The sequence below is a fragment of the Mucilaginibacter sp. UYCu711 genome (genome assembly GCF_050433825.1).
GTDB lineage: Bacteria > Bacteroidota > Bacteroidia > Sphingobacteriales > Sphingobacteriaceae > Mucilaginibacter.
In genome coordinates this window covers 199,416-218,801 of sequence record NZ_JBNPWM010000010.1, presented here as the reverse complement: position 1 = coordinate 218,801, position 19,386 = coordinate 199,416, and the positions used below count along the sequence as shown (strand labels likewise).

Below are 19,386 nucleotides of genomic sequence, written 5' to 3'. Positions count from 1 at the left end.
TAATCAAGCCCCTCTGCTTTAGAGAGGGGTTGGGGTGAGGCTATCACTAATGTTAATAAGTTAACAGATTTGAATTAGAATTTGAGCCGCTAAACTTTATTTTTGCTGAAAGGAGGTTTCCCGCGTTCCGATTTTAAAATACACGTATAAAAATGGCAGAACCAGTAAATTATAGTGAAGATAGTATCCGGTCGCTCGACTGGAAAGAACATATCCGCCTGCGCCCCGGCATGTACATTGGTAAACTGGGCGATGGGTCGGCATATGATGACGGGATATATGTATTACTGAAAGAAATTGTAGATAACTCGATTGATGAGTTTGTAATGGGCTCGGGCAAAACCATCGAGATCAATATAAGCGACCATAAAGTTACCGTGCGCGACTATGGCCGCGGTATCCCTTTGGGTAAGGTTATCGATTGCGTATCAAAAATAAATACAGGTGGTAAGTATGATAGTAAAGCTTTCCAGAAATCGGTAGGATTAAATGGTGTGGGTACCAAAGCGGTAAACGCGTTGTCGACCTCGTTCATCGTACAATCATACCGCGACGGCCGTACCAAAATTGCCGAATTTGAAAAAGGCGAATTAGTTAAAGACGAGCCTGAAAAAGAAACCACACAGCGTAACGGCACCGCGATAAATTTTTATCCTGATGAAACCATCTTCAGGAATTACCATTTTATACCGGAGTTTATAGATAGCATGATCTGGAACTATGTGTTCCTAAACTCGGGCCTTACGATTAACTTTAATAATCAAAAATATTTTTCGGAGCGGGGATTATATGACCTGCTAACAAAAAGGACCGATGTGGAAACTCTGCGTTACCCCATCATCCACCTAAAGGGCGAGGATATAGAGATAGCTATGACGCACGGTCAGCAATACGGCGAGGAATATTACTCGTTTGTAAACGGCCAGCATACTACGCAAGGCGGTACCCACCAGGCAGCCTTTCGCGAGGCGGTAGTAAAAACCATCCGGGAGTTTTATAAAAAAGAGTTCGATGCGTCGGATGTTCGCGCGTCTATTGTATCAGCTATCGCGATAAAAGTACAGGAACCGGTGTTCGAGTCGCAAACCAAAACCAAACTTGGTTCGCAAAACATTGGCCCCGAAGGGCCATCTGTCCGCACATTTATTGGCGATTTTGTAAAGAAAGAATTAGATAATTACCTGCACAAAAATCCCGCTGCAGCCGATGCATTGTTGAAGCGCATTATGCAGTCGGAACGCGAACGCAAGGATATTGCGGGTATTAAAAAGCTGGCTAATGACAGGGCAAAAAAAGCATCATTACATAACCGTAAACTGCGCGATTGCAAGCTGCATTTTGACGACACCCATGAGCGTAAGCAGGATACTACATTGTTTATTACCGAAGGTGACTCGGCCAGCGGGTCGATAACCAAATCGCGCGATGTCATGACACAGGCGGTGTTCAGCTTAAAAGGTAAACCGTTAAACTGCTATGGCCTTACCAAAAAGGTGGTTTATGAAAACGAGGAGTTTAACCTGCTGCAACATGCTTTAAATATTGAGGATGGTATAGACGGATTGCGTTATAACAATATTGTGATAGCTACCGATGCTGATGTGGATGGCATGCACATCCGTTTGTTATTGATGACATTCTTCCTGCAGTTCTTCCCCGACCTGGTAAAAGCCGGGCACGTATTTATATTGCAAACTCCGTTGTTCCGTGTACGTAATAAAAAGGAAACAATTTACTGTTATAGCGACGAAGAACGCCGGAATGCCATCGCAAAATTAGGCGTAAAGCCTGAGATAACCCGCTTCAAAGGTTTGGGCGAGATCTCGCCGGATGAGTTTGGTTTGTTTATAGGCAAAGACATCCGCCTTGACCCGGTGATTTTAAAAGACGCTAACATTAAAGGCCTGCTTGAATACTTTATGGGTAAAAACACACCGGCAAGACAGCAACATATTATTGGCAACCTAAGGGTTGAAAAAGATGACGAAAGCGTAAATCCAACTATAGTTGAGGATGAGGAGTTACCGATAGCGAGTTAATTTCTCCCGGCAATCTGTTTTTAGTTAACTAAGAATCGTACCAATTTTTGGTATGGGAAGCCAAAGTATTGCCGCCGCTTGTTTTAGATAAAATAAAATGTCCCGATCCCACATATACAGAATGGGTAATACTTTTTTCATGCAAACCTGCATGAGTTCCAGTATTTACGCCGTTAGTACCTAAAACATACAAATCGGGCTTTTGCCAAACTTTTTTTTGTTTAGGTGCTGGGTTTGGGCTAATGCTTTCTTTGCTCATAATTTTAAAGTTTACAATTATACGTAAATTATTGACAATTAGTAAGATATATCCGATGCGTATTTTTGCCGATAGCTGGCCCGGCCAAGATCAATAGGGTTTGGAATTATCTTGATACAATACTTTTAGATTTGATAACTTTTTAAAAATTGTCGAATCTTTTTGAAATAATCCTTATCTTGTTTCCCCTTCTTTTCAGAAGGCTTAAAGGAATGATAAAACACGAAATAAAAATAAACTTCCAGGAATATGCTTCTGTGAAGGAATTGGATACGATAGACCAGGATCTGTGCGCCGAGGCTGTTAAGGCTATGAAAAATTCACATTCGCCATATTCTAAATTTAGAGTAGGCGCTGCATTACTTTTAAAAAGCGGCAAGATCATCCATGGTAGCAACCAGGAAAACGTAGCCTATCCATCGGGTTTATGCGCCGAGCGGGTTGCTTTATTTTATTGGGGAGCCAACCACCCCGACGACCCAATTGTAAGCATGGCTGTAACAGCCCATACCGATGAATTTGAGTTGCATAAACCAGTAACCTCGTGCGGATCATGCCTGCAGGTATTGGCAGAATGCGAGCAAATGCAAAGCCAGAAGGTAAAGGTTATCCTGTTTGTTGGCCAGGGGCCGGTTTGGGTAACAAATGGGATAGAATCGTTTTTACCTTTCTTGTTTTTCGAAGACCGGTTATCTTAAGATAAAATAAAAAGGGCTCCTGTTTACAGGAGCCCAACTATAAACAAAACTAAACTAAAATTAAGCTTGATTTTCGACCTTAGTGATCTTGAAATCAGCACGGCGGCTTGAAATAGTGATCAAGTTAGTGCGTACATAACCATCATATTTCATTTCTAATTTTACTATCATACCGTCTTTGGTGTCTTTAACAACGGTAGTAGTATAAGTACATCCCTGCTCCATGTTTTCTGAAGCTTTAAATGATTCAAGGATATTCTTTTTGTTTAAAATGGTTTCATTATCACCACGTTGCATAACAAATTTCACATTGTCATCTAAAACAGCGTCAAGGCCGTCTAACTTGCCATGAACAACAGCGTTCACGTAAATATTTAATACATCATTTTTAGTTAATACAGCAGCTGGTTTATTAGCAGCGTTAGCAATTGTGCCAACTACTAAAAGTGCTAAACCTAACACGATTGATTTTAAAGTTTTCATAATATTTGGTATTTAAGGTTATTAATTAATTTATATATCCATAAGACATCAGCACCTATCGAAACGTTACAGATAAAATAATATTTATTATACTTTTAACAAAAATTTAACACTTGCCCTGTTTTTATAAGCGGCTTATTTAGGTGATATTTATAGCATGATCGAGTTCAAAACCATGATATTACAGTTTGGCGAGATGGGCGAAAAAACCGGCTGGCGATATGTTGAAATTCCGGCCGACCTGGCGCAGGAAATGAAGCCGGGAAACAAAAAATCGTTCCGCGTTCGTGGTTTTGTCGATACATTTCCCATCAGAGGGTTCGCATTAATGCCTATGGGCGATGGTAAATTTATTATGGCGTTAAAGGCCGAAATAAGGAAAGCCATCCGCAAAGAATCAGGCGCGATGGTGACAATTAAGCTGGAAGAACATAAAGATTTTAAAGTGGAAATACCTGCCGATCTGCAGGACTGTTTTGATTTTGACCCGGAGGCGCAAAAACAGTTTGAAAGCCTGGCCATGTCACACCGCAACTATTTTATTAAATGGATAGAGAGCGCTAAAACCGACGAAACCCGCACAAAACGCATAGTTAATACTGTAAACGCTATGCTGCGCAAATGGAGTTATAATGTAATGATACGTGAGATGCGGAAGGAATAACAGGCTAATTGAACCTTACAACAATTTTCCTGTAATTAAATATCAAAGTGCGTTTATAAACAGCTAAATGTGCATAAAATCTGCCTGTCTGCGCATCTGCACATCTGCACATTTGCATATCTTTATCCATCCAAATTTTTTAGTGACTAATGAGTGAAGATCTGAACGAAAACGATATCCCTGCTGCAAATAACGAAGATAAAATACATAACGTCACCTCGCTTGATGGGTTGTACGAAAACTGGTTCCTTGACTATGCGTCGTATGTAATCCTTGACCGTGCCGTTCCACATATAAATGATGGGTTAAAACCTGTACAGCGCCGTATCCTCCACTCGTTGAAAGAGATGGACGACGGGCGCTTTAATAAAGCCGCCAACGTTATTGGTAACACTATGAAATATCACCCCCATGGTGATGCTTCTATAGGTGATGCCATGGTGCAGATAGGCCAGAAAAACCTGCTGATTGATTGCCAGGGTAACTGGGGCGACCCCGTAACCGGCGACTCGGCAGCTGCTCCGCGTTATATCGAGGCGCGTTTATCAAAATTTGCTTTAGAAGTTGTTTTTAATCCGGATACCACCATTTGGCAGGCCAGTTATGACGGCCGTAATAAAGAGCCTATCACTTTACCGGTTAAGTTCCCGCTGCTATTGGCGCAGGGTGCCGAGGGTATTGCCGTAGGTTTAGCTACTAAGATCTTGCCGCATAATTTTATTGAGCTATTAGATGCGTCTGTAGCCGTATTGCAAGGTCAAAGGCCAAACTTATTGCCTGATTTCCCTACGGGTGGCATGGCTGATGCATCGGCTTATAATGAAGGGCAGCGCGGTGGCCGCATCCGCGTACGCGCAAAAATATTAGAGCGCGATAAAAAGACTTTAGTTATTACCGAAATACCTTTTACCACTACCACCGGCAGCTTAATTGACAGCGTTATTACGGCCAATGATAAGGGTAAGATCAAAATAAAAAAGATAGAAGATAACACGGCTCAAAACGTAGAGATCGTTATCCACCTGGCGCCCGGTATCTCGCCTGATGTGACTATCGATGCCCTGTTTGCTTTTACCGATTGCGAGGTTTCTATATCGCCAAACACTTGTATAATCCAGGACGACAAGCCACGCTTTATGAGCGTAAACGACATGCTTACCGAAAGTACGCATTTCACCAAAGAGCTTTTAAAGCAGGAACTACAGATCAAGCTGAAGGAATTGATGGAGAAGATCTTCTTCAGCTCCTTACTTAAAATATTTATCCAAGAGGGGATGTACAAACATCCGGATTACGAAACATCGGGTACTTTTGAAGAAGTATTGGTTGTATTGAACCGATTGTTTGAGCCATTTTTACCGCTATTCTATCGCCCTATTGTGGCCGAGGATTACCGCAAGCTGATCGACAAGCCGATGAGTAGTATCACCCGTTTCGACTTTAAGAAAACGGATGAGCAGATCAAAAACCTGGAGAACGAAATAAAGACGGTTAAGAATCACCTGAAACATTTAACCGAATACACCATAGACTGGTTTGAAAAACTGAAAGCTAAATACGGCAAGGACCGCGAGCGTAAAACGGAACTGCGTACGTTTGACAAAGTAGAAGCATCACAGGTGGCATTAGCTAACGTTAAGCTATATGTAAACCGCGAGGATGGCTTTATCGGTACCGGTTTACGTAAGGATGAGTTTGTTGGCGATTGCTCGGATATTGACGAGATCATCGTATTTCGCGAGGATGGGCGCTGTATCATTACCAAAGTACAGGAAAAGGTATTTGTGGGTAAAGAGATCATCCACGTTGCGGTATTTAAAAAGAATGACGAGCGTACCGTTTATAACATGATCTACAAAGACGGGCAAAGTGGCGTAAGCTACATTAAACGTTTTGCCGTAACCGGCGTAACCCGCGATAAAGAGTACGACTTGACCAAGGGTAGCAAAGGATCAAAAGTATTATACTTCTCTGCCAATCCTAACGGCGAGGCCGAGGTGGTTAACGTGCAGTTAAAGCCGCATCAAAAATTGAAGAAATTGCAGTTTGATGAGGACTTTGCGCAACTGGCTATAAAGGGCCGTGCATCTATGGGTAATATTATTACCAAGTACCCGGTTAAAAAGATCATCCTGAAAAGCAAAGGCATCTCAACCCTGGCCGGCCGTAAGATCTGGTATGATGATATTTTAAAACGATTGAATGTTGACGCGCGTGGTAAATACCTGGGCGAGTTTGATGGCGACGACCGTATATTAACCGTATTTGCCAATGGCATTTACGAGTTAACCAGCTTCGACCTGAATAACCACTTCGACGATAAGATGACCATCATAGAAAAGTATAACCCTGAGAAAGTTTACTCGGTGGTGCACTATGATGGTAAGGCCAAAAATTACCTGGTTAAACGCTTTGTGTTTGAGAATACGGTAATAGGTAAAGAAACCAGCATCATCAGTGAAGAAAGCGGGTCGAAAATGGCGTTGATATCAAGCGCGGCCGGGCCAATTGTTGAAGTGAAACAACTAAGGGGCGCTGCCAAAACTCCCGAAACTATCGAACTTAATTTGGCTGAGTTAATAGATGTGAAAGGGATGAAGGCAATGGGTAACCGCATTTCTCAGCACCAGGTTGAATCAGTCAAACTAATAGCTGAAAACAACCCGGTTGAAGAAGAAGTAGTAGCTGAAGAGCCAGTAGAAGCAGATGAAAGCCCGGAAGATGTAGATGAAGCACCAGAGGATATAGTTGAACCCGAGCCGATGCCTAAACCAAAGCCGAAAGTTAAAGCTGAACCTGTAAGTATTAAGCCGGAACCAACGGTAGAAGAGCAACCGGAAGCAACGGAAGAGGACGAACTTGAACCGGAGATCGAGACGTCTAAACCAACTGAGGAACCAACACAACCGCCGGCAAAGAAAATAGATTTCGAAATCACTAATCCGGATGATATTGATATGGACGATAAGGGGCAGTTGGGATTATTTTAAACTTTTTAGACTTACGAAGTTTTTAAAACTTCGTAAGTCTTGTTATTACATACTTATAAAAAATGCTGCCTCAAATACATGGCCTACGCCTAATTTCTGGATAGCTTCTTTTTGGCTGATATCTACATGTTGGCCAGTATTATCAGCATAACCCAGCCAAGGCTCAATACAAACAAAATCGGCACCTGGTTTATTCCAAAGCCCCAGGTAATTAAAGTGAGGGAACTCTACCGTAATTGTTTGATCATGTTGCGTGCTTCCAATTGTTACTACCCTTGATTTTAAGTTTTTGAATACCAACGCATCCTTTGCAAACAAATCGCGGGTTAAAAATAGCTTGCCTTTATCGGTAGCCACCGGTTCGGTTTCGCCGTTAAAAGTTCCGTCGGGCGATAACAGGTGTGTTACTAATTTTTCGTCAATTTCAAACGCTATATAATAATCCTCGTGTTTTTCGCCTTTATTAAAAGGTACATTAAACGCGGGGTGCCCGCCAACCGAAAAATAGATAGTTTTTCTATCTAAGTTGATGACCTTATAAGTTACACGCAGGGCATCATCAATCAGGTCATAATGGATCTGGAAATCAAATTTATAAGGATATTTAGCCAGGGTTTTATCACAATAAGGCAAAGAAAACCAAGCCGATTGATCATCAGACTTGATCAATAAAAACTCAGATGTACGGGCAAAGCCATGCCTCGGCAGCTCATACGTATTGCCATCAACCAATAATTCATTGTTTATAACCTGCCCAACAATGGGAAACAGGTTTGGTGCATACCATGGCCATGCCCCTTCTGCTTGCCACAGGTGCTCTACACCGGTTTTTTTATTAAAAAATGAGGTTAACTCGCCACCCTGGTTACGAATAGCTACTTTAAAAAGATCGTTCTCTATAATTGTCATGGGCTATTAATTGGTACGCTAAAGTTAACAATTATCAAACATACTGGTTTTAACTTTAGCAATTAATACATAACGATTAATCGTCGTCATCTTTCTTTTTTGGTTCCATTATCACAAAAGCGCTGCGCCTTGGCGCCGGCATTATTGAATCTTCGCCTTTAACATATTTCCAAATTACTTCGTTCAATAACAGGTCGGGTACTTTGTCCTCATCGGCCAAATTAAAGGTGTCAGAGATCTTACTGCTTTTGTTTACGGCCACATTTCTTTTTTCCAAATCAACCTGCGCTGCTTTTAAAGTATAGGGTGTAAAATCCGGAGTAGTGGTAAAACAATCATACAATGGCACGGCAGCGGCATCATACTGGCTCATTGGCGGCAGGCCCAATATTAGTTCCATGGTGCGTAACACGCCCGAGGTTGAGTACATGCCATGTACAACGGCATTGCGTTTTACATACGGCCCGGCAACAAATACCGGAGAGCGGTGCGCATCCACATGGTCCGATCCGTTTTGTGCATCATCCTCCAAAATAAATACTACTGATTCTTTCCATATCGGGCTGTGCGAAAGATACTCTAAAAACATGCCTACGCCCTGGTCGTTATCGGCGACAGCTGCTATGGGTGATATAGCTCCTTTACGCTGCCCGCTGGTATGGTCATTACCCATACGGATGATATTCATCTTTGGTACATCATTTACGCTCAACAGCGAATCAAAATCATGCTCCCATACTTTCTCGCGCAACCTGTCTGTAATATCTAAAGTAAAGCCGGGCGTTTGCATACATACATGGCCTTTCAGGGCTTTAATGGTTGTTTTGCCATAAGCTGCAAATTCGCCATAGCTGCGGTAGCTTACACCGGCCCGGTTGCAATAGTCCCATATAAAACCGTCGCGTGGGTCGTTAGCGGTACGTACGCCTTCGCCGCCATAGTCACCACCACGACCACCGTAACTGGTTGGCCAGGTTTTTTCAATATAATCGGTAGCATAAGCTGCCATGCTCCAGTTATGGCCATCGGCGCTAACTTCGGCATCAACATAAAAATTATCCGCTAAAACAAATTCGTTTGCTATGGCATGGGCGTTTGGCGTAACCTTTTGGCCAAAGATGCAAAGCGATGTATCGCCGTTGCCTTTAGGCATATCGCCCAAAACCTGGTCGTAAGTGCGGTTTTCTTTGATGATATAAAATACGTATTTAATAGGCGATTGATCGGCCTTACTACGCGGGATAGGGTTGCCTGCCTCGCCCTTAGCCATTTGCTCTACTTTATCATTATATGGCGTATTGGCATAAACCTGTTTGGTAAAAGCTTTTTGCTCGTTGGGTGTTGGTGTATTAATAAACGATAAAGTGCCTTTAAATAAACCGCCAATGTATTGCTCTTTGGTATTGGTAGCGCCCAGGTGTACGCCGCTGTTGTCGGCTTTTTTTATTGGCATTGGACCTTGTGGATTAGCCATAGATGTAAAACCTTTGCCATTTGATACCAGGATCTTCTTACCCAATACCTTAACGTTGGTAGGGTACCAGCCCACCGGGATAAAGCCGCGGCTTTGGCTGCTGCCGGGGATGCTTACATCAAAAACTGCCAGGCAGTTGTTGTCAGCATTGGCTATATAAAGCGTTTTTTCGTTGGCTGATAAGGCTAAACCGTTAGTGGTTGATCCGGTTAATTTGGTAGGGAAAAGTGATGTAGATACCACCTCTGTTACCTTACCGGTTGCGGTATTAATAATGGATACCGAATTATCATTAGCGTTGGCAACAAATAAACGGGTGCCTTTTTTGTTTAATAGTAACTCGTTAGGGTGGCTGCCTACTTTTATGGTGCTTAAGCTGCCGGTAACTGTATTATACAGGGCAACTTCGCCACCGTTCCATACAGATATATAAAGTGTTTTTTCGTCGGGAGACAGCACGCAGCTATAAGCCTCGGCATCAAGCTTTACTTTTGATTTAATAGCGCGGGTAACCAGATCTATTACATATAGACTATTATCTTCTTTGGTAGTAGTATAAAGCAGCGTATTGCTTTTATTTACCGCTATGCCGGCGGCGCAAACTTTGTTTTTTGGATAAGCCGCCGGTGCAAGCTTTATGGTATCGGCCGGTATCAATTTATTGTTTCTTATTTCAAAATCAATGATCCAGTTATCGTTACCGCCTGATGCGTACAAGTGTTTTTCGTCGCGGCTGAAGGCAAGACCATACCATAGTTTGCCAATTACTTTTTCGTCTATCAGTGTTTGATTTACCGGGTCTATCAACTGGATAGACTGCGTGCTTTGCCCGTTATTGGTAACGGCCAGCATTTTGCCTGACGATGAAAGCTGGATATTTAGCGGTAAATCACCCAAAGGTAAAGATGTGCCTGCCGGACTAAGCTTCCATCCGTTAGGTAAAAGCACTTGCCCGGTTTGTGCTATTTTGCCTGGTAGCTGCGCATGTGCCTGTAAAGCTGATGCTATTATAGCTGCGAAAAGTAATTTATGTTTCATGATTTAAGGGGTAAACCCAAAAATACACATTGATTTATTGGAAAACTATGGGTTAACAAAAACTTAATGCAACAAATTAGTTATCCAATTTTATCAAAGATTTTATCACAGAATCCTTTTGTGCGCCGCTTAGCTTATAATTAAACTTAAATATAGCGTTCTCAAAATCGCCGTAGGATGGGTTAGGGATTACAATATACCTGCTGCCGAATTGCTTTCTTAATTTCTCTGTAGTAGCCATGCGGCTTTCTTCGTTGGGTTTGTTATCGTATAAAGCGTCAAAATCAGGCAGGTTATCGCCACAAAGCAGCACGATGTTATACTTAGCCAACACCTGCTGGCGGCGGGTCTCTTTGCTTGATACGGTTTGTTTGAGGATAATATGCGCCGCGTCTGCAAAAGGAAGGTTGTAAAGTTTTAAGTTTTTCGTAGTGCCTTTACGCTCGTCCTCGTCGCGGTTTGTAATGTAAAATACCGTTACCCCTTTTGATGCCGCGTATTTAAAAAACGATGGTGCGCCAGGTACAGTGTCGGCAATACCTTTGGCGGTCCATAGTTTCCAGGCTTTCAGATCAAACTCCTGGTTGTTGATGGCACGCACCGCGTCATATGGACTGTTATCCAATAACGTTTCGTCAATATCAGTAACAACAGCCAATGGTTTTTTGCCTTTGTGTTTCACAGCTTCATCCAGGCGTAATTTAGCCAGGTTATAAGCCTGGAAGCATAAGGCCTTATACTCCGCTGCACGTTGCTGGTATAATGATGACCATACTTTACCGCCATTAGCAATGGTTAATGGCCCCTCTTGCGCATTTGCTGTAAGAAATATGAACAACGATACCGGTAATAATAGTAGTTTTTTCATGCGAATTGGTAAAATATATAACGAAGGTATGACACTTCAGTTTAAAAATATGTGTTTAAACTTGTATTTTAGTAAAAACTTATTCTAACCTTTTTAGTTAATCTTTAAAAACTCACAAATTATGAAAATTGCAGTATTAATTGCCCGCGTATTGCTGGGACTTATCTTCGTGGTGTTTGGACTGAATTTTTTCTTTCCGCAAGTTTTACATATGACCCCTCCGCCAATGAGCAAGGAAGCGACGGCGTTTTCAGGCGGCCTTTGGGGCTCAGGCTATTTTTTCCAGTACATGAAAGTTATTGAAATTGTAAGCGGATTCTTTTTGCTGATTAACCGTTTCACAGCATTCTTTGTATTGGTGCTATTACCAATAAGTGTAAACATTTTCTTGTTCCACGCCATGCTGGCTCCGGCCGGTGTACCGGTTGGCGCAGCAGTTATTTTGCTTGAGTTGTTTTTATGTATTGCCTATCTTAAATACTACAAGAGCGTATTTACTACAGTGCCTACGGTGTAGCCCGTTCACCCCGCTATAGGGGGACTTTAAACCCATAACAAAAGGTCCGGTGAATTTTCACCGGACCTTTTTGATCACAAAGATATTTACGCCCTTCCGCCTATTGCAGAAAGGTTCGGGTACTGCTATTGATACTGTATATACATCGGGTAAGGTTTCTTTTTCAAAACCTCCTCTGGCGTTAACATATGGTGCGGCGCCTTTTTGATGTCGTTTTTATAGAATAACTTAAAGCCTGTAAACTGTACCGGCTCGTTATAAATAAAGTAGCGCCAGGTGCCTTCTTTCAAGTCAGGCTCGCCCCAGCCATCCATATCCATAACTATTTGTACTTCGGGGCGTAGTTTAATGTTTTTGTAATTAGTCACCATTTTTTTGGTGAAGCGGTGTACAATTAAAACTTTTGGCGGTAAGCCGTGCTTTTTAACTAAACCGGCTAAATAGTTTGAAGCGAAGTTGATATCGCTGGCATCATAAGTGCCAATTTTTTTACCTGGTTTTGAACCATCTTTCATAGAGAACTCAGGGTCCATACCAAAATGCACATGTGGCATTATCAGGTATTTTTCCAATAAAGGCAACTCTGTTTGGATATTGCTTAACGACACCTGCACGTCTAAAAATACCAGCGCGTTAATTTTTTTAGCGATAGCTAAAACGCTGTCAATTTGTTTAAACGGCATGCGGTACCGGTACTTACCATCCTTACCGCCATCGCCTTGCGCTACTACGGCAATATAATGCAGTGCCGGTTGTACCGGGGTTGTTGGGTCGGCGCGTTGCCAGCTTTTTAATTCTCCTTTTAATTTGGCAAGCATTTCTCTTGGCGGTAACTCACCCAGGATGCCCATCTTTTTAGAATAAAGGTTACCATAATAAGCAATAACCCTTTTATATGGGAAAATTGCACCCGGTAACGGATAGGGTGCATTTTTAACCGGCCATTTGCCGGTCGTATCGCCGTGGGCCATACGTTTCATTAATGAATCGTATTGCGCCTTATTTATTGGTGGATAATTGTTTTTTACAATAGTAGTGGTATCGGCAGGTTCGGCCTCTGCGCCCGGTTTGGCCGCAGAGGCCGCAGTACCGGTAGTTTTTTTGCTTCCGTTTGATTGGTTGCAGTTAGAGAATAAACCTAACGATGACAGCAATAATACTGTTGACAGAAATATATTTTTCATTTATTAGTTATTTGATCAGTTGATATAACACAGGATTGCCTATTTGTTTGATATATAACCTGCGCCATGCAAAATAACACCTTTTCTGGTACCTATGTGTTTAAAATTATCAACAGTTAGCTGGCCGTTTACCAAAACATATTTAAAACCTGTCGAATAAGCGTGCGGGCGTTCAAAGGTAGATTGATCCTGTACCGTCGCTGCATCAAAAATTACTATATCGGCATACTTGCCGCTCTGCAGCAAGCCTCTATCTGTAAGGTTGAATTTTTGTGCCGGCAACGAGGTCATCTTACGGATGGCATCTTCCAGCCGGATCAAATTCTTTTCGCGCACATAGTGGGCCAATACACGTGCATTGCTGCCATACCCCCGCGGATGCGGAACGCCCGAGTTGAATAAACGGATGCCCGAATCGGAAGCAACCATGGTTAGCGGATAATGCAAAATGTTTTCTACATCGGCCTCGTTTTGGCCGTGGAAAACCATAGTTGCACCTCCTGTTTTTACAATATCCAATATGGTTTCTATTTCAGCAGGGATAGTTGCCGGGCGACCTTTTAGTATATTTATTTGCGCTATACTTTTTCCATTGTAACCGGGTTCTGCCAGGCATTGCGCAACCACCGCATAATCAAAATGCGGGCGGCCACGGCGTGCCATGTCTTTTATCATCTCGTCCACAACTTTATGGTGGATTGCGGTATCTGCCAGTTTCGTTATCGCCGAATCGCGGCCGCCAGCAAGTAACCATTCGGGGATAATAACATTTAGGGTGGTACTGCTGGCGGTATATGGATACTGGTCAACCGTAACATCTAAACCTTCAGCGCGCGCGGCTTCAACCATGGCTATCATATCCGGCGATTTGTTCCAGTTAGGCAGGCCAACTTTAAAATGCGAGATCTCTACCGGCATTTTAGCTTGCCGGCCTATATCTATGGCTTCGGCAATGGCATCAAAAATTTTATCGGTTTCGTTCCGCATATGCGATGTGTAAACACCCTTATATTTAGCGGCCACTTTAGCCAGTGCTACAACCTCGTCTGTCTTTGAGTAAACACCCGGTGTATATATCAACCCGGTAGAAAACCCTACGGCACCATCGCGCATGGCTCTGTCAACAATGGTTTCCATTTGTTTAAGCTGGGCGGGGTTTGGCGCAACGGCAGCCTCGCCTAACACAGCTTCGCGCACCGTATTGTGCCCAATTAACGTAGCCACATTTACAGATAGTTTGATACTATCCAACTGCGCGAAATACTTTTTGATGTTGGTATTTGAACTGCCGCAGTTGCCGGTGATAACCGTGGTAACGCCATCGTAAATAAAATTATCGGCAGTGGGTGTTTTCTTTTCGTCGCCTTCGATATGGGTATGCACATCAATAAAGCCGGGCGCTACTATCAGCCCTGTTGCGTCGATAGTTTTAGTGGCTTTGCTACGCGATAGGTCGCCAACCCTGACAATCTTATTTTTCACAATACCCACATCGCCATAAAACCATGGGTTGCCGGTGCCGTCAATTATCTTTCCGTTTTTTAAGACGATATCAAAATGTTGTTGCGCGAAAGAGAGAGAGGAAATAAAAAGCAGCGATAATAAGCCTAATTTGCTCCTCATCATAGTTTGTTATTTGTGTTTATAAAACTTACCAAATACACCCAGCGGCAGTTTAATGCCCGATGTTGCCTGCAGGTAAAGCTCGCCGATCTCTAAATTCTGAACTTTAGGGAACGCACTCTTTATCAAATTCTCAACAATAACAGCCGAGAACCCAAGCGAATAGGTGTTTAATATCAGGAAGTGTTCTTCGGGATCAAGCAGTTGTACCACGTCCTGCATCATTTCATTGATATGGTCCTCCAGCTTCCATTTTTCGCCGTTGGGGCCGTGGCCGTATGCAGGCGGATCAAGAATAATGCCGTTGTATTTTTTGCCGCGTTTTACTTCGCGTTTTACAAATTTCAAAGCATCTTCAACCACCCAGCGGATATCTTTAAGGCCCGATAGCTCCATGTTTTCGTTACCCCAGGTTACTACCTGTTTAATCGAATCTACGTGAGTCGTATCAGCTCCTGCAGCTTTCGCTATCAGCGACGCACCGCCCGTATAGGCAAACAAGTTCAATACTTTAGGATCGGGTGCTTTAAATTTTTTTATGTTGGATGATATATAATCCCAGTTTACTGCCTGCTCCGGGAAAATACCCAAGTGCTTAAACGAGGTTAAGGCCAATCTGAATTTGATAGCCGCCTCGGGATTTTTATATTCAACGTGCCACCTGTCTGGCGTAGCCGGATTTTTCTTTAGCCATTCGCCTGATGTTGCCGAACGCCCTTTAAAGCGGATATGGTGTAAACGCTGCCATTCGGTTTGTGGCAAAACTTTGCTCCAAACCGCCTGCGGTTCCGGCCTGATCAGTATTACGTTGCCAAAGCGTTCCAGCTTTTCAAAATCACCGCAGTCTATCAGCTCGTAATCTTTCCAATGGGTGGGGGTAAGGAGTTGGATCATTCTTTTAGTATCAAGTATATAGTATCAAGTAACAAGATACCCCTGCAAATATAAGGATAACTCTATTTAATATGACAGTAAGCTGGATTTTTGGCAAGCGGGTGTTGCAGTAACATATTTGTTAGAATAAGCAAAACTTTTTTGTGCGCGGGGGATTATCTGTATTTTTAGGTCGCTAACAGATAAGTGCATGAAAAATTTTAATACTACCGTTTTTAAGCTGATTTTACCGGCTTTGTTATTTACAGTTATTGCCAACGCGCAAAAATTACCCAAGATACAAACAGCAAGTATAGCCGCACCTGTTACTATTAAAGTGGATGGCAAAAACACCGAGTTTGGCGATAAGTTTCAGGCGTTTAACCGTACTACCGAGGTTTACTATACGCTATCAAACAGTGCTACCAAATTATACCTGACAGTGCAGGCTACCGAAAAAAATATAATACGTAAGATCACCCAAAACGGTATTTCTTTAACCATAATGCCTAAAGATAAATCGGGCGCAAAGCTGGTGGTTACTTATCCGCAGTATGGTAAAAAGGAGGCACCGGGCTATTTTAATCTAAGAGATCCTTACGAAATTGTTAAGGATACGGTAAAAAATAATTACCTGGCCGACTCTGTAGCGGCCGCTTACAATGCTAACATAAATAATAGATTTAAATTGATAGGCGTTATTGGTGTAGCGTCTGCCGAGGATAGTACGTTATCTGTTTTTAACTCGGAGGGTTTTAAGGCGTTAGGCCGCTTTGACCGTAAACTGTTTTACACATACGAGTTAGCTATTCCACTTAGCTACATAGCACGCTCTGGCGAAGCACCTATATCATTCAAATACAATATCATGATAAACGGTGTACCCGGCGAAGTTAGGACTGTGCCCGGCGGCCGTGGTAACAGGATGGTATATACGGCACCCGATGGATCTGAACGTAACATAGGCGGGCCAAGCCCGGACAATATGTCCTTTGCCTATCCATCAGATTTTTCGGGCGAGTATACCTTAGCAAAACAATAATTTTAACCCCGTAAATAAATTGTTTTTACGCAAGGTTAATACGTATATTTATATTAACCAATTAACCCACGGAGTGAAGAAACTTACAGGTACCCCCATCAGGCTGCTTTTGGCGGCTTTGTTATTGCCGGTTTTGACTAATGCTCAAAAATTACCGGTGATACAGACGGCAAGCGTTAAAGCCCCGGCTAACATAAAGATCGACGGCAAACCGGCCGAGTGGGATAATAAATTTCAAACCTATAATAAGGCTATCCAGGCTTTTTATACGATATCAAATGATGATAAAAAACTTTACCTGACCTTACAGGCCACCCGTAAAGAGATCATCAATAAAATTATTAACGGCGGGGTTTCATTCTCTGTAGTAAAAGGTACTAAAAAATCAACAGACGGGGGGATTACGGTTACCTTCCCGGTATTTGACGAGAAAGACAGGCCAAATATCAATGTCAACGCGATGGCGCAAATTGTACCGGGTACTGCGGCATCAAATAAGCTCAGCGACTCTTTAATGAAAGTTAATAACGCTATTTTGATACACAAAGCAAAGCTAATAAGATTATCGGGGGTAAAAGACCTTGACACACTTATCTCTATGTATAATACCGATGGGATAAAAGCCCGCGCGTTATTCGGTAAAAATATGGCGTATACTTACGAGTTGGCCATTGACCTTAAATTGCTTGACCTATCAGCAGCCGACCTGACTAAGTTCAATTATAACATCACCCTTAACGAGGTTGAAATAGATTATGTACCGGGGGTAATTATAACCCGTAACGAAGATGGTACCATAGTTAACATGAACGTGGCCGACCCAAAACTGGCAAACTCCTACATCAGCGCATTATCAAGTACTGATTGCTGGGGAACATATACGTTGGTAAAGTGATTTTTAGTATCAAGTAATTAGTATCAAGTAGTAAGACAAAAATATATTCTATAAGGCTTGATACTTGATACTAATTACTGATACTTTAAACTTATAGCTTCGCTTTTGCGGCCCGCATAAACTTACTGGCAAATACAAAGTCGTTAAGTTCCTCGTTGTCGGTTTTGGCAATTTCTTTATTGCTGCCTTCCCACCATTTTTTTCCTTCATGTAAAAATATGACATGCTCGCCAATACCCATAACCGAGTTCATATCGTGGGTTACGATAACGGTGGTCATGTTATATTCGGTGGTCAGCTCGTTTATCAGCTCGTCAATAAGGATGGATGTTTTTGGGTCGAGGCCCGAGTTTGGCTCATCAACAAACAAATATTTTGGCTGCATGGATATGGCGCGGGCTATCCCCACACGTTTTTTCATACCGCCCGATAGCTCGGCAGGGTATAATTTATTTTTACCTTCAAGGTTAACGCGCTCCAGGCAAAAATTAGCACGGTCAAGTTTTTCGGCAGGGGTCTGCTCTGTAAAAAGGTTTAAGGGGAACATGATGTTCTCTTCAACCGTCATAGAATCAAACAGGGCCGAGTTTTGAAACAACATTCCAATGTGCGTGCGGATAGGTACGCGCTGCTCAAAATCCATATCGGTAAAGTTTTCACCGGCAAAAAAAACGTCTCCTTTTGTGGGTTCGTGCAGGCCGACAATACATTTAAGCAAAGTTGTTTTACCGGAGCCCGAACCGCCAATAATTAAATTGTTTTTTCCTTGCTGGAAAGTTGCCGAGATGCCTTTTAATACTTCGTTCTCGCCGAAGGTTTTATAAATATCCTTAACCTCGATCATAGCATTATACGGGTTATAACCAAATCGGCAAATAAAATCATAACGCAGCTATATACTACGCCTTTGGTTGATGATTGCCCAACCTCTAAAGCACCACCTGATGTATAAAACCCCTGGTAGGCGCATATTGATGAGATTAGGAAACCAAATGCCACAGCTTTAACCAAAGCAACTTGCACGGTTAGCCCGTCAAAGCCGTCGCGTACACCGGCAAGGTAATCATCAGGTGTAATATCGCCCGATGCAAGGCAGGCTATATAACCACCCGTAATACCTAACGTTATAGACACAATAACCAATAAGGGGATCATGGACATACTGGCAATAATTTTGGGTGATATTAAATAGCCCGGGGCATTAACACCCATTATCTCCAGCGCGTCAATTTGTTCGGTAACACGCATGGTGCCAATTTGCGAAGCTATACTTGAGCCCACACGGCCGGCCAATACCAGTGCGGATATGGTAGGGCTAAATTCAAGAATGGTAGAATCGCGGGCTATCTTGCCGGCAATACTCCCAGATGCAAACGGACTGCTTAACTGGAACGCCACTTGTATAGTAGTAGCTGCGCCGATAAAAACAGATATGATGGCGATAATACCTAACGAGCCAATGCCGATGGAAACCATCTCGCGCATTACCTCTGCCCAGTAAACACTGAATTTTTCCGGTTTGCGGAAACTTAAACGTAATAAAAGGATGTATTTGCCTAAACTGTAAAACATGCTATCATATAAATTCGGTTAAAAATACATTTTTGGTTCGAGCCAATTGCTATAATAGCTATAAATTACACTCAACAAATTTATTAACCAAATAGTATAGTATTTGTTTAAGTGTTTATTGGCAATCTATTTTATATAAAACGCTTTGTTTTTGAATATTAATATTTTACTTAACCAATAATCTTCTCGCCCGCAAGTAAATATTATTTCACCGACTATTACACCCCGTTCCCCGATTAATATATACGGTATCTTTCA

The 19,386-nt window shown here is 42.4% G+C and carries 17 protein-coding genes; 7 read left to right on the top strand and 10 right to left on the bottom strand.

The features are described 5' to 3' along the window. Positions 1-152: 152 nt before the first annotated feature. On the top strand, positions 153-2,039 hold the full coding sequence (locus ABIB50_RS20885; RefSeq protein ID WP_429382928.1) for a DNA topoisomerase IV subunit B: 1,887 nt from the start codon (positions 153-155) through the stop codon (positions 2,037-2,039). A gap of 28 nt (positions 2,040-2,067) precedes the next feature. Here ABIB50_RS20885 and ABIB50_RS20880 read toward each other — a convergent pair whose 3' ends face one another. Beyond that, complete coding sequence (locus ABIB50_RS20880) at positions 2,068-2,298, bottom strand: hypothetical protein (protein WP_429382926.1); 231 nt, start codon at positions 2,296-2,298, stop codon at positions 2,068-2,070. A gap of 212 nt (positions 2,299-2,510) precedes the next feature. On the opposite strand from ABIB50_RS20880, the gene ABIB50_RS20875 reads away from it, so the two are divergent. Then, positions 2,511-2,996, top strand: a complete 486-nt coding sequence (locus ABIB50_RS20875; protein ID WP_429382924.1) for a cytidine deaminase — start codon at positions 2,511-2,513, stop codon at positions 2,994-2,996. A gap of 60 nt (positions 2,997-3,056) precedes the next feature. Here ABIB50_RS20875 and ABIB50_RS20870 read toward each other — a convergent pair whose 3' ends face one another. Further along, on the bottom strand, positions 3,057-3,479 hold the full coding sequence (locus tag ABIB50_RS20870) for a hypothetical protein (RefSeq protein ID WP_429382922.1): 423 nt from the start codon (positions 3,477-3,479) through the stop codon (positions 3,057-3,059). A 157-nt stretch (positions 3,480-3,636) separates the two neighbouring features. On the opposite strand from ABIB50_RS20870, the gene ABIB50_RS20865 reads away from it, so the two are divergent. Together ABIB50_RS20865 and ABIB50_RS20860 are read left to right on the top strand one after the other, a co-directional pair. Continuing rightward, positions 3,637-4,143, top strand: a complete 507-nt coding sequence (locus ABIB50_RS20865; protein WP_429382920.1) for a YdeI/OmpD-associated family protein — start codon at positions 3,637-3,639, stop codon at positions 4,141-4,143. Positions 4,144-4,292: 149 nt separating this feature from the next. Then, the gene (locus ABIB50_RS20860) at positions 4,293-7,133 is read left to right on the top strand and encodes a DNA gyrase/topoisomerase IV subunit A (protein ID WP_429382919.1); all 2,841 of its coding nucleotides are present in this window, start codon (positions 4,293-4,295) and stop codon (positions 7,131-7,133) included. Between the two features lie 45 nt (positions 7,134-7,178). Here ABIB50_RS20860 and ABIB50_RS20855 read toward each other — a convergent pair whose 3' ends face one another. The 3 genes from ABIB50_RS20855 to ABIB50_RS20845 all read right to left on the bottom strand — a co-directional run bounded on the left by ABIB50_RS20855 (position 7,179) and on the right by ABIB50_RS20845 (position 11,422). Further along, complete coding sequence (locus ABIB50_RS20855) at positions 7,179-8,042, bottom strand: aldose 1-epimerase family protein (RefSeq protein ID WP_429382917.1); 864 nt, start codon at positions 8,040-8,042, stop codon at positions 7,179-7,181. Between the two features lie 76 nt (positions 8,043-8,118). Next, on the bottom strand, positions 8,119-10,554 hold the full coding sequence (locus tag ABIB50_RS20850; protein ID WP_429382915.1) for a bifunctional YncE family protein/alkaline phosphatase family protein: 2,436 nt from the start codon (positions 10,552-10,554) through the stop codon (positions 8,119-8,121). A 76-nt stretch (positions 10,555-10,630) separates the two neighbouring features. Continuing rightward, complete coding sequence (locus tag ABIB50_RS20845; RefSeq protein WP_429382913.1) at positions 10,631-11,422, bottom strand: 5'-nucleotidase, lipoprotein e(P4) family; 792 nt, start codon at positions 11,420-11,422, stop codon at positions 10,631-10,633. A 121-nt stretch (positions 11,423-11,543) separates the two neighbouring features. Between ABIB50_RS20845 and ABIB50_RS20840 the strand changes: the two genes are divergently transcribed. After that, the gene (locus ABIB50_RS20840) at positions 11,544-11,939 is read left to right on the top strand and encodes a DoxX family membrane protein (RefSeq protein ID WP_429382911.1); all 396 of its coding nucleotides are present in this window, start codon (positions 11,544-11,546) and stop codon (positions 11,937-11,939) included. Positions 11,940-12,064: 125 nt separating this feature from the next. Here ABIB50_RS20840 and ABIB50_RS20835 read toward each other — a convergent pair whose 3' ends face one another. From ABIB50_RS20835 to ABIB50_RS20825, 3 genes are read right to left on the bottom strand one after another with little or no spacing between them, the layout of a single operon-like run. Next, complete coding sequence (locus ABIB50_RS20835) at positions 12,065-13,123, bottom strand: hypothetical protein (protein WP_429382909.1); 1,059 nt, start codon at positions 13,121-13,123, stop codon at positions 12,065-12,067. 39 nt (positions 13,124-13,162) lie between these two features. After that, entirely contained in the window at positions 13,163-14,749 is a 1,587-nt protein-coding gene (locus ABIB50_RS20830; protein WP_429382907.1) for an N-acyl-D-amino-acid deacylase family protein, read from the bottom strand. A gap of 6 nt (positions 14,750-14,755) precedes the next feature. Further along, positions 14,756-15,640: a class I SAM-dependent methyltransferase gene (locus ABIB50_RS20825; protein ID WP_429382905.1), complete on the bottom strand. Its 885-nt coding sequence runs from the start codon at positions 15,638-15,640 to the stop codon at positions 14,756-14,758. Between the two features lie 190 nt (positions 15,641-15,830). Here ABIB50_RS20825 and ABIB50_RS20820 point away from each other — a divergent pair, with 190 nt between their 5' ends. Together ABIB50_RS20820 and ABIB50_RS20815 are read left to right on the top strand one after the other, a co-directional pair. After that, positions 15,831-16,661 (top strand): hypothetical protein, encoded by an 831-nt coding sequence (locus tag ABIB50_RS20820; protein ID WP_429382903.1) that lies wholly within the window; start codon positions 15,831-15,833, stop codon positions 16,659-16,661. 73 nt (positions 16,662-16,734) lie between these two features. Next, positions 16,735-17,556: a hypothetical protein gene (locus ABIB50_RS20815; RefSeq protein ID WP_429382901.1), complete on the top strand. Its 822-nt coding sequence runs from the start codon at positions 16,735-16,737 to the stop codon at positions 17,554-17,556. 91 nt (positions 17,557-17,647) lie between these two features. On the opposite strand, the gene ABIB50_RS20810 is transcribed toward ABIB50_RS20815, so the two are convergent. Both ABIB50_RS20810 and ABIB50_RS20805 read right to left on the bottom strand, forming a co-directional pair. After that, complete coding sequence (locus tag ABIB50_RS20810; protein WP_429382899.1) at positions 17,648-18,400, bottom strand: ABC transporter ATP-binding protein; 753 nt, start codon at positions 18,398-18,400, stop codon at positions 17,648-17,650. Further along, entirely contained in the window at positions 18,397-19,128 is a 732-nt protein-coding gene (locus ABIB50_RS20805) for an MlaE family ABC transporter permease (RefSeq protein ID WP_429382897.1), read from the bottom strand. The genes ABIB50_RS20810 and ABIB50_RS20805 overlap by 4 nt, the downstream gene beginning before the upstream one ends. Positions 19,129-19,386 lie beyond the last annotated feature (258 nt).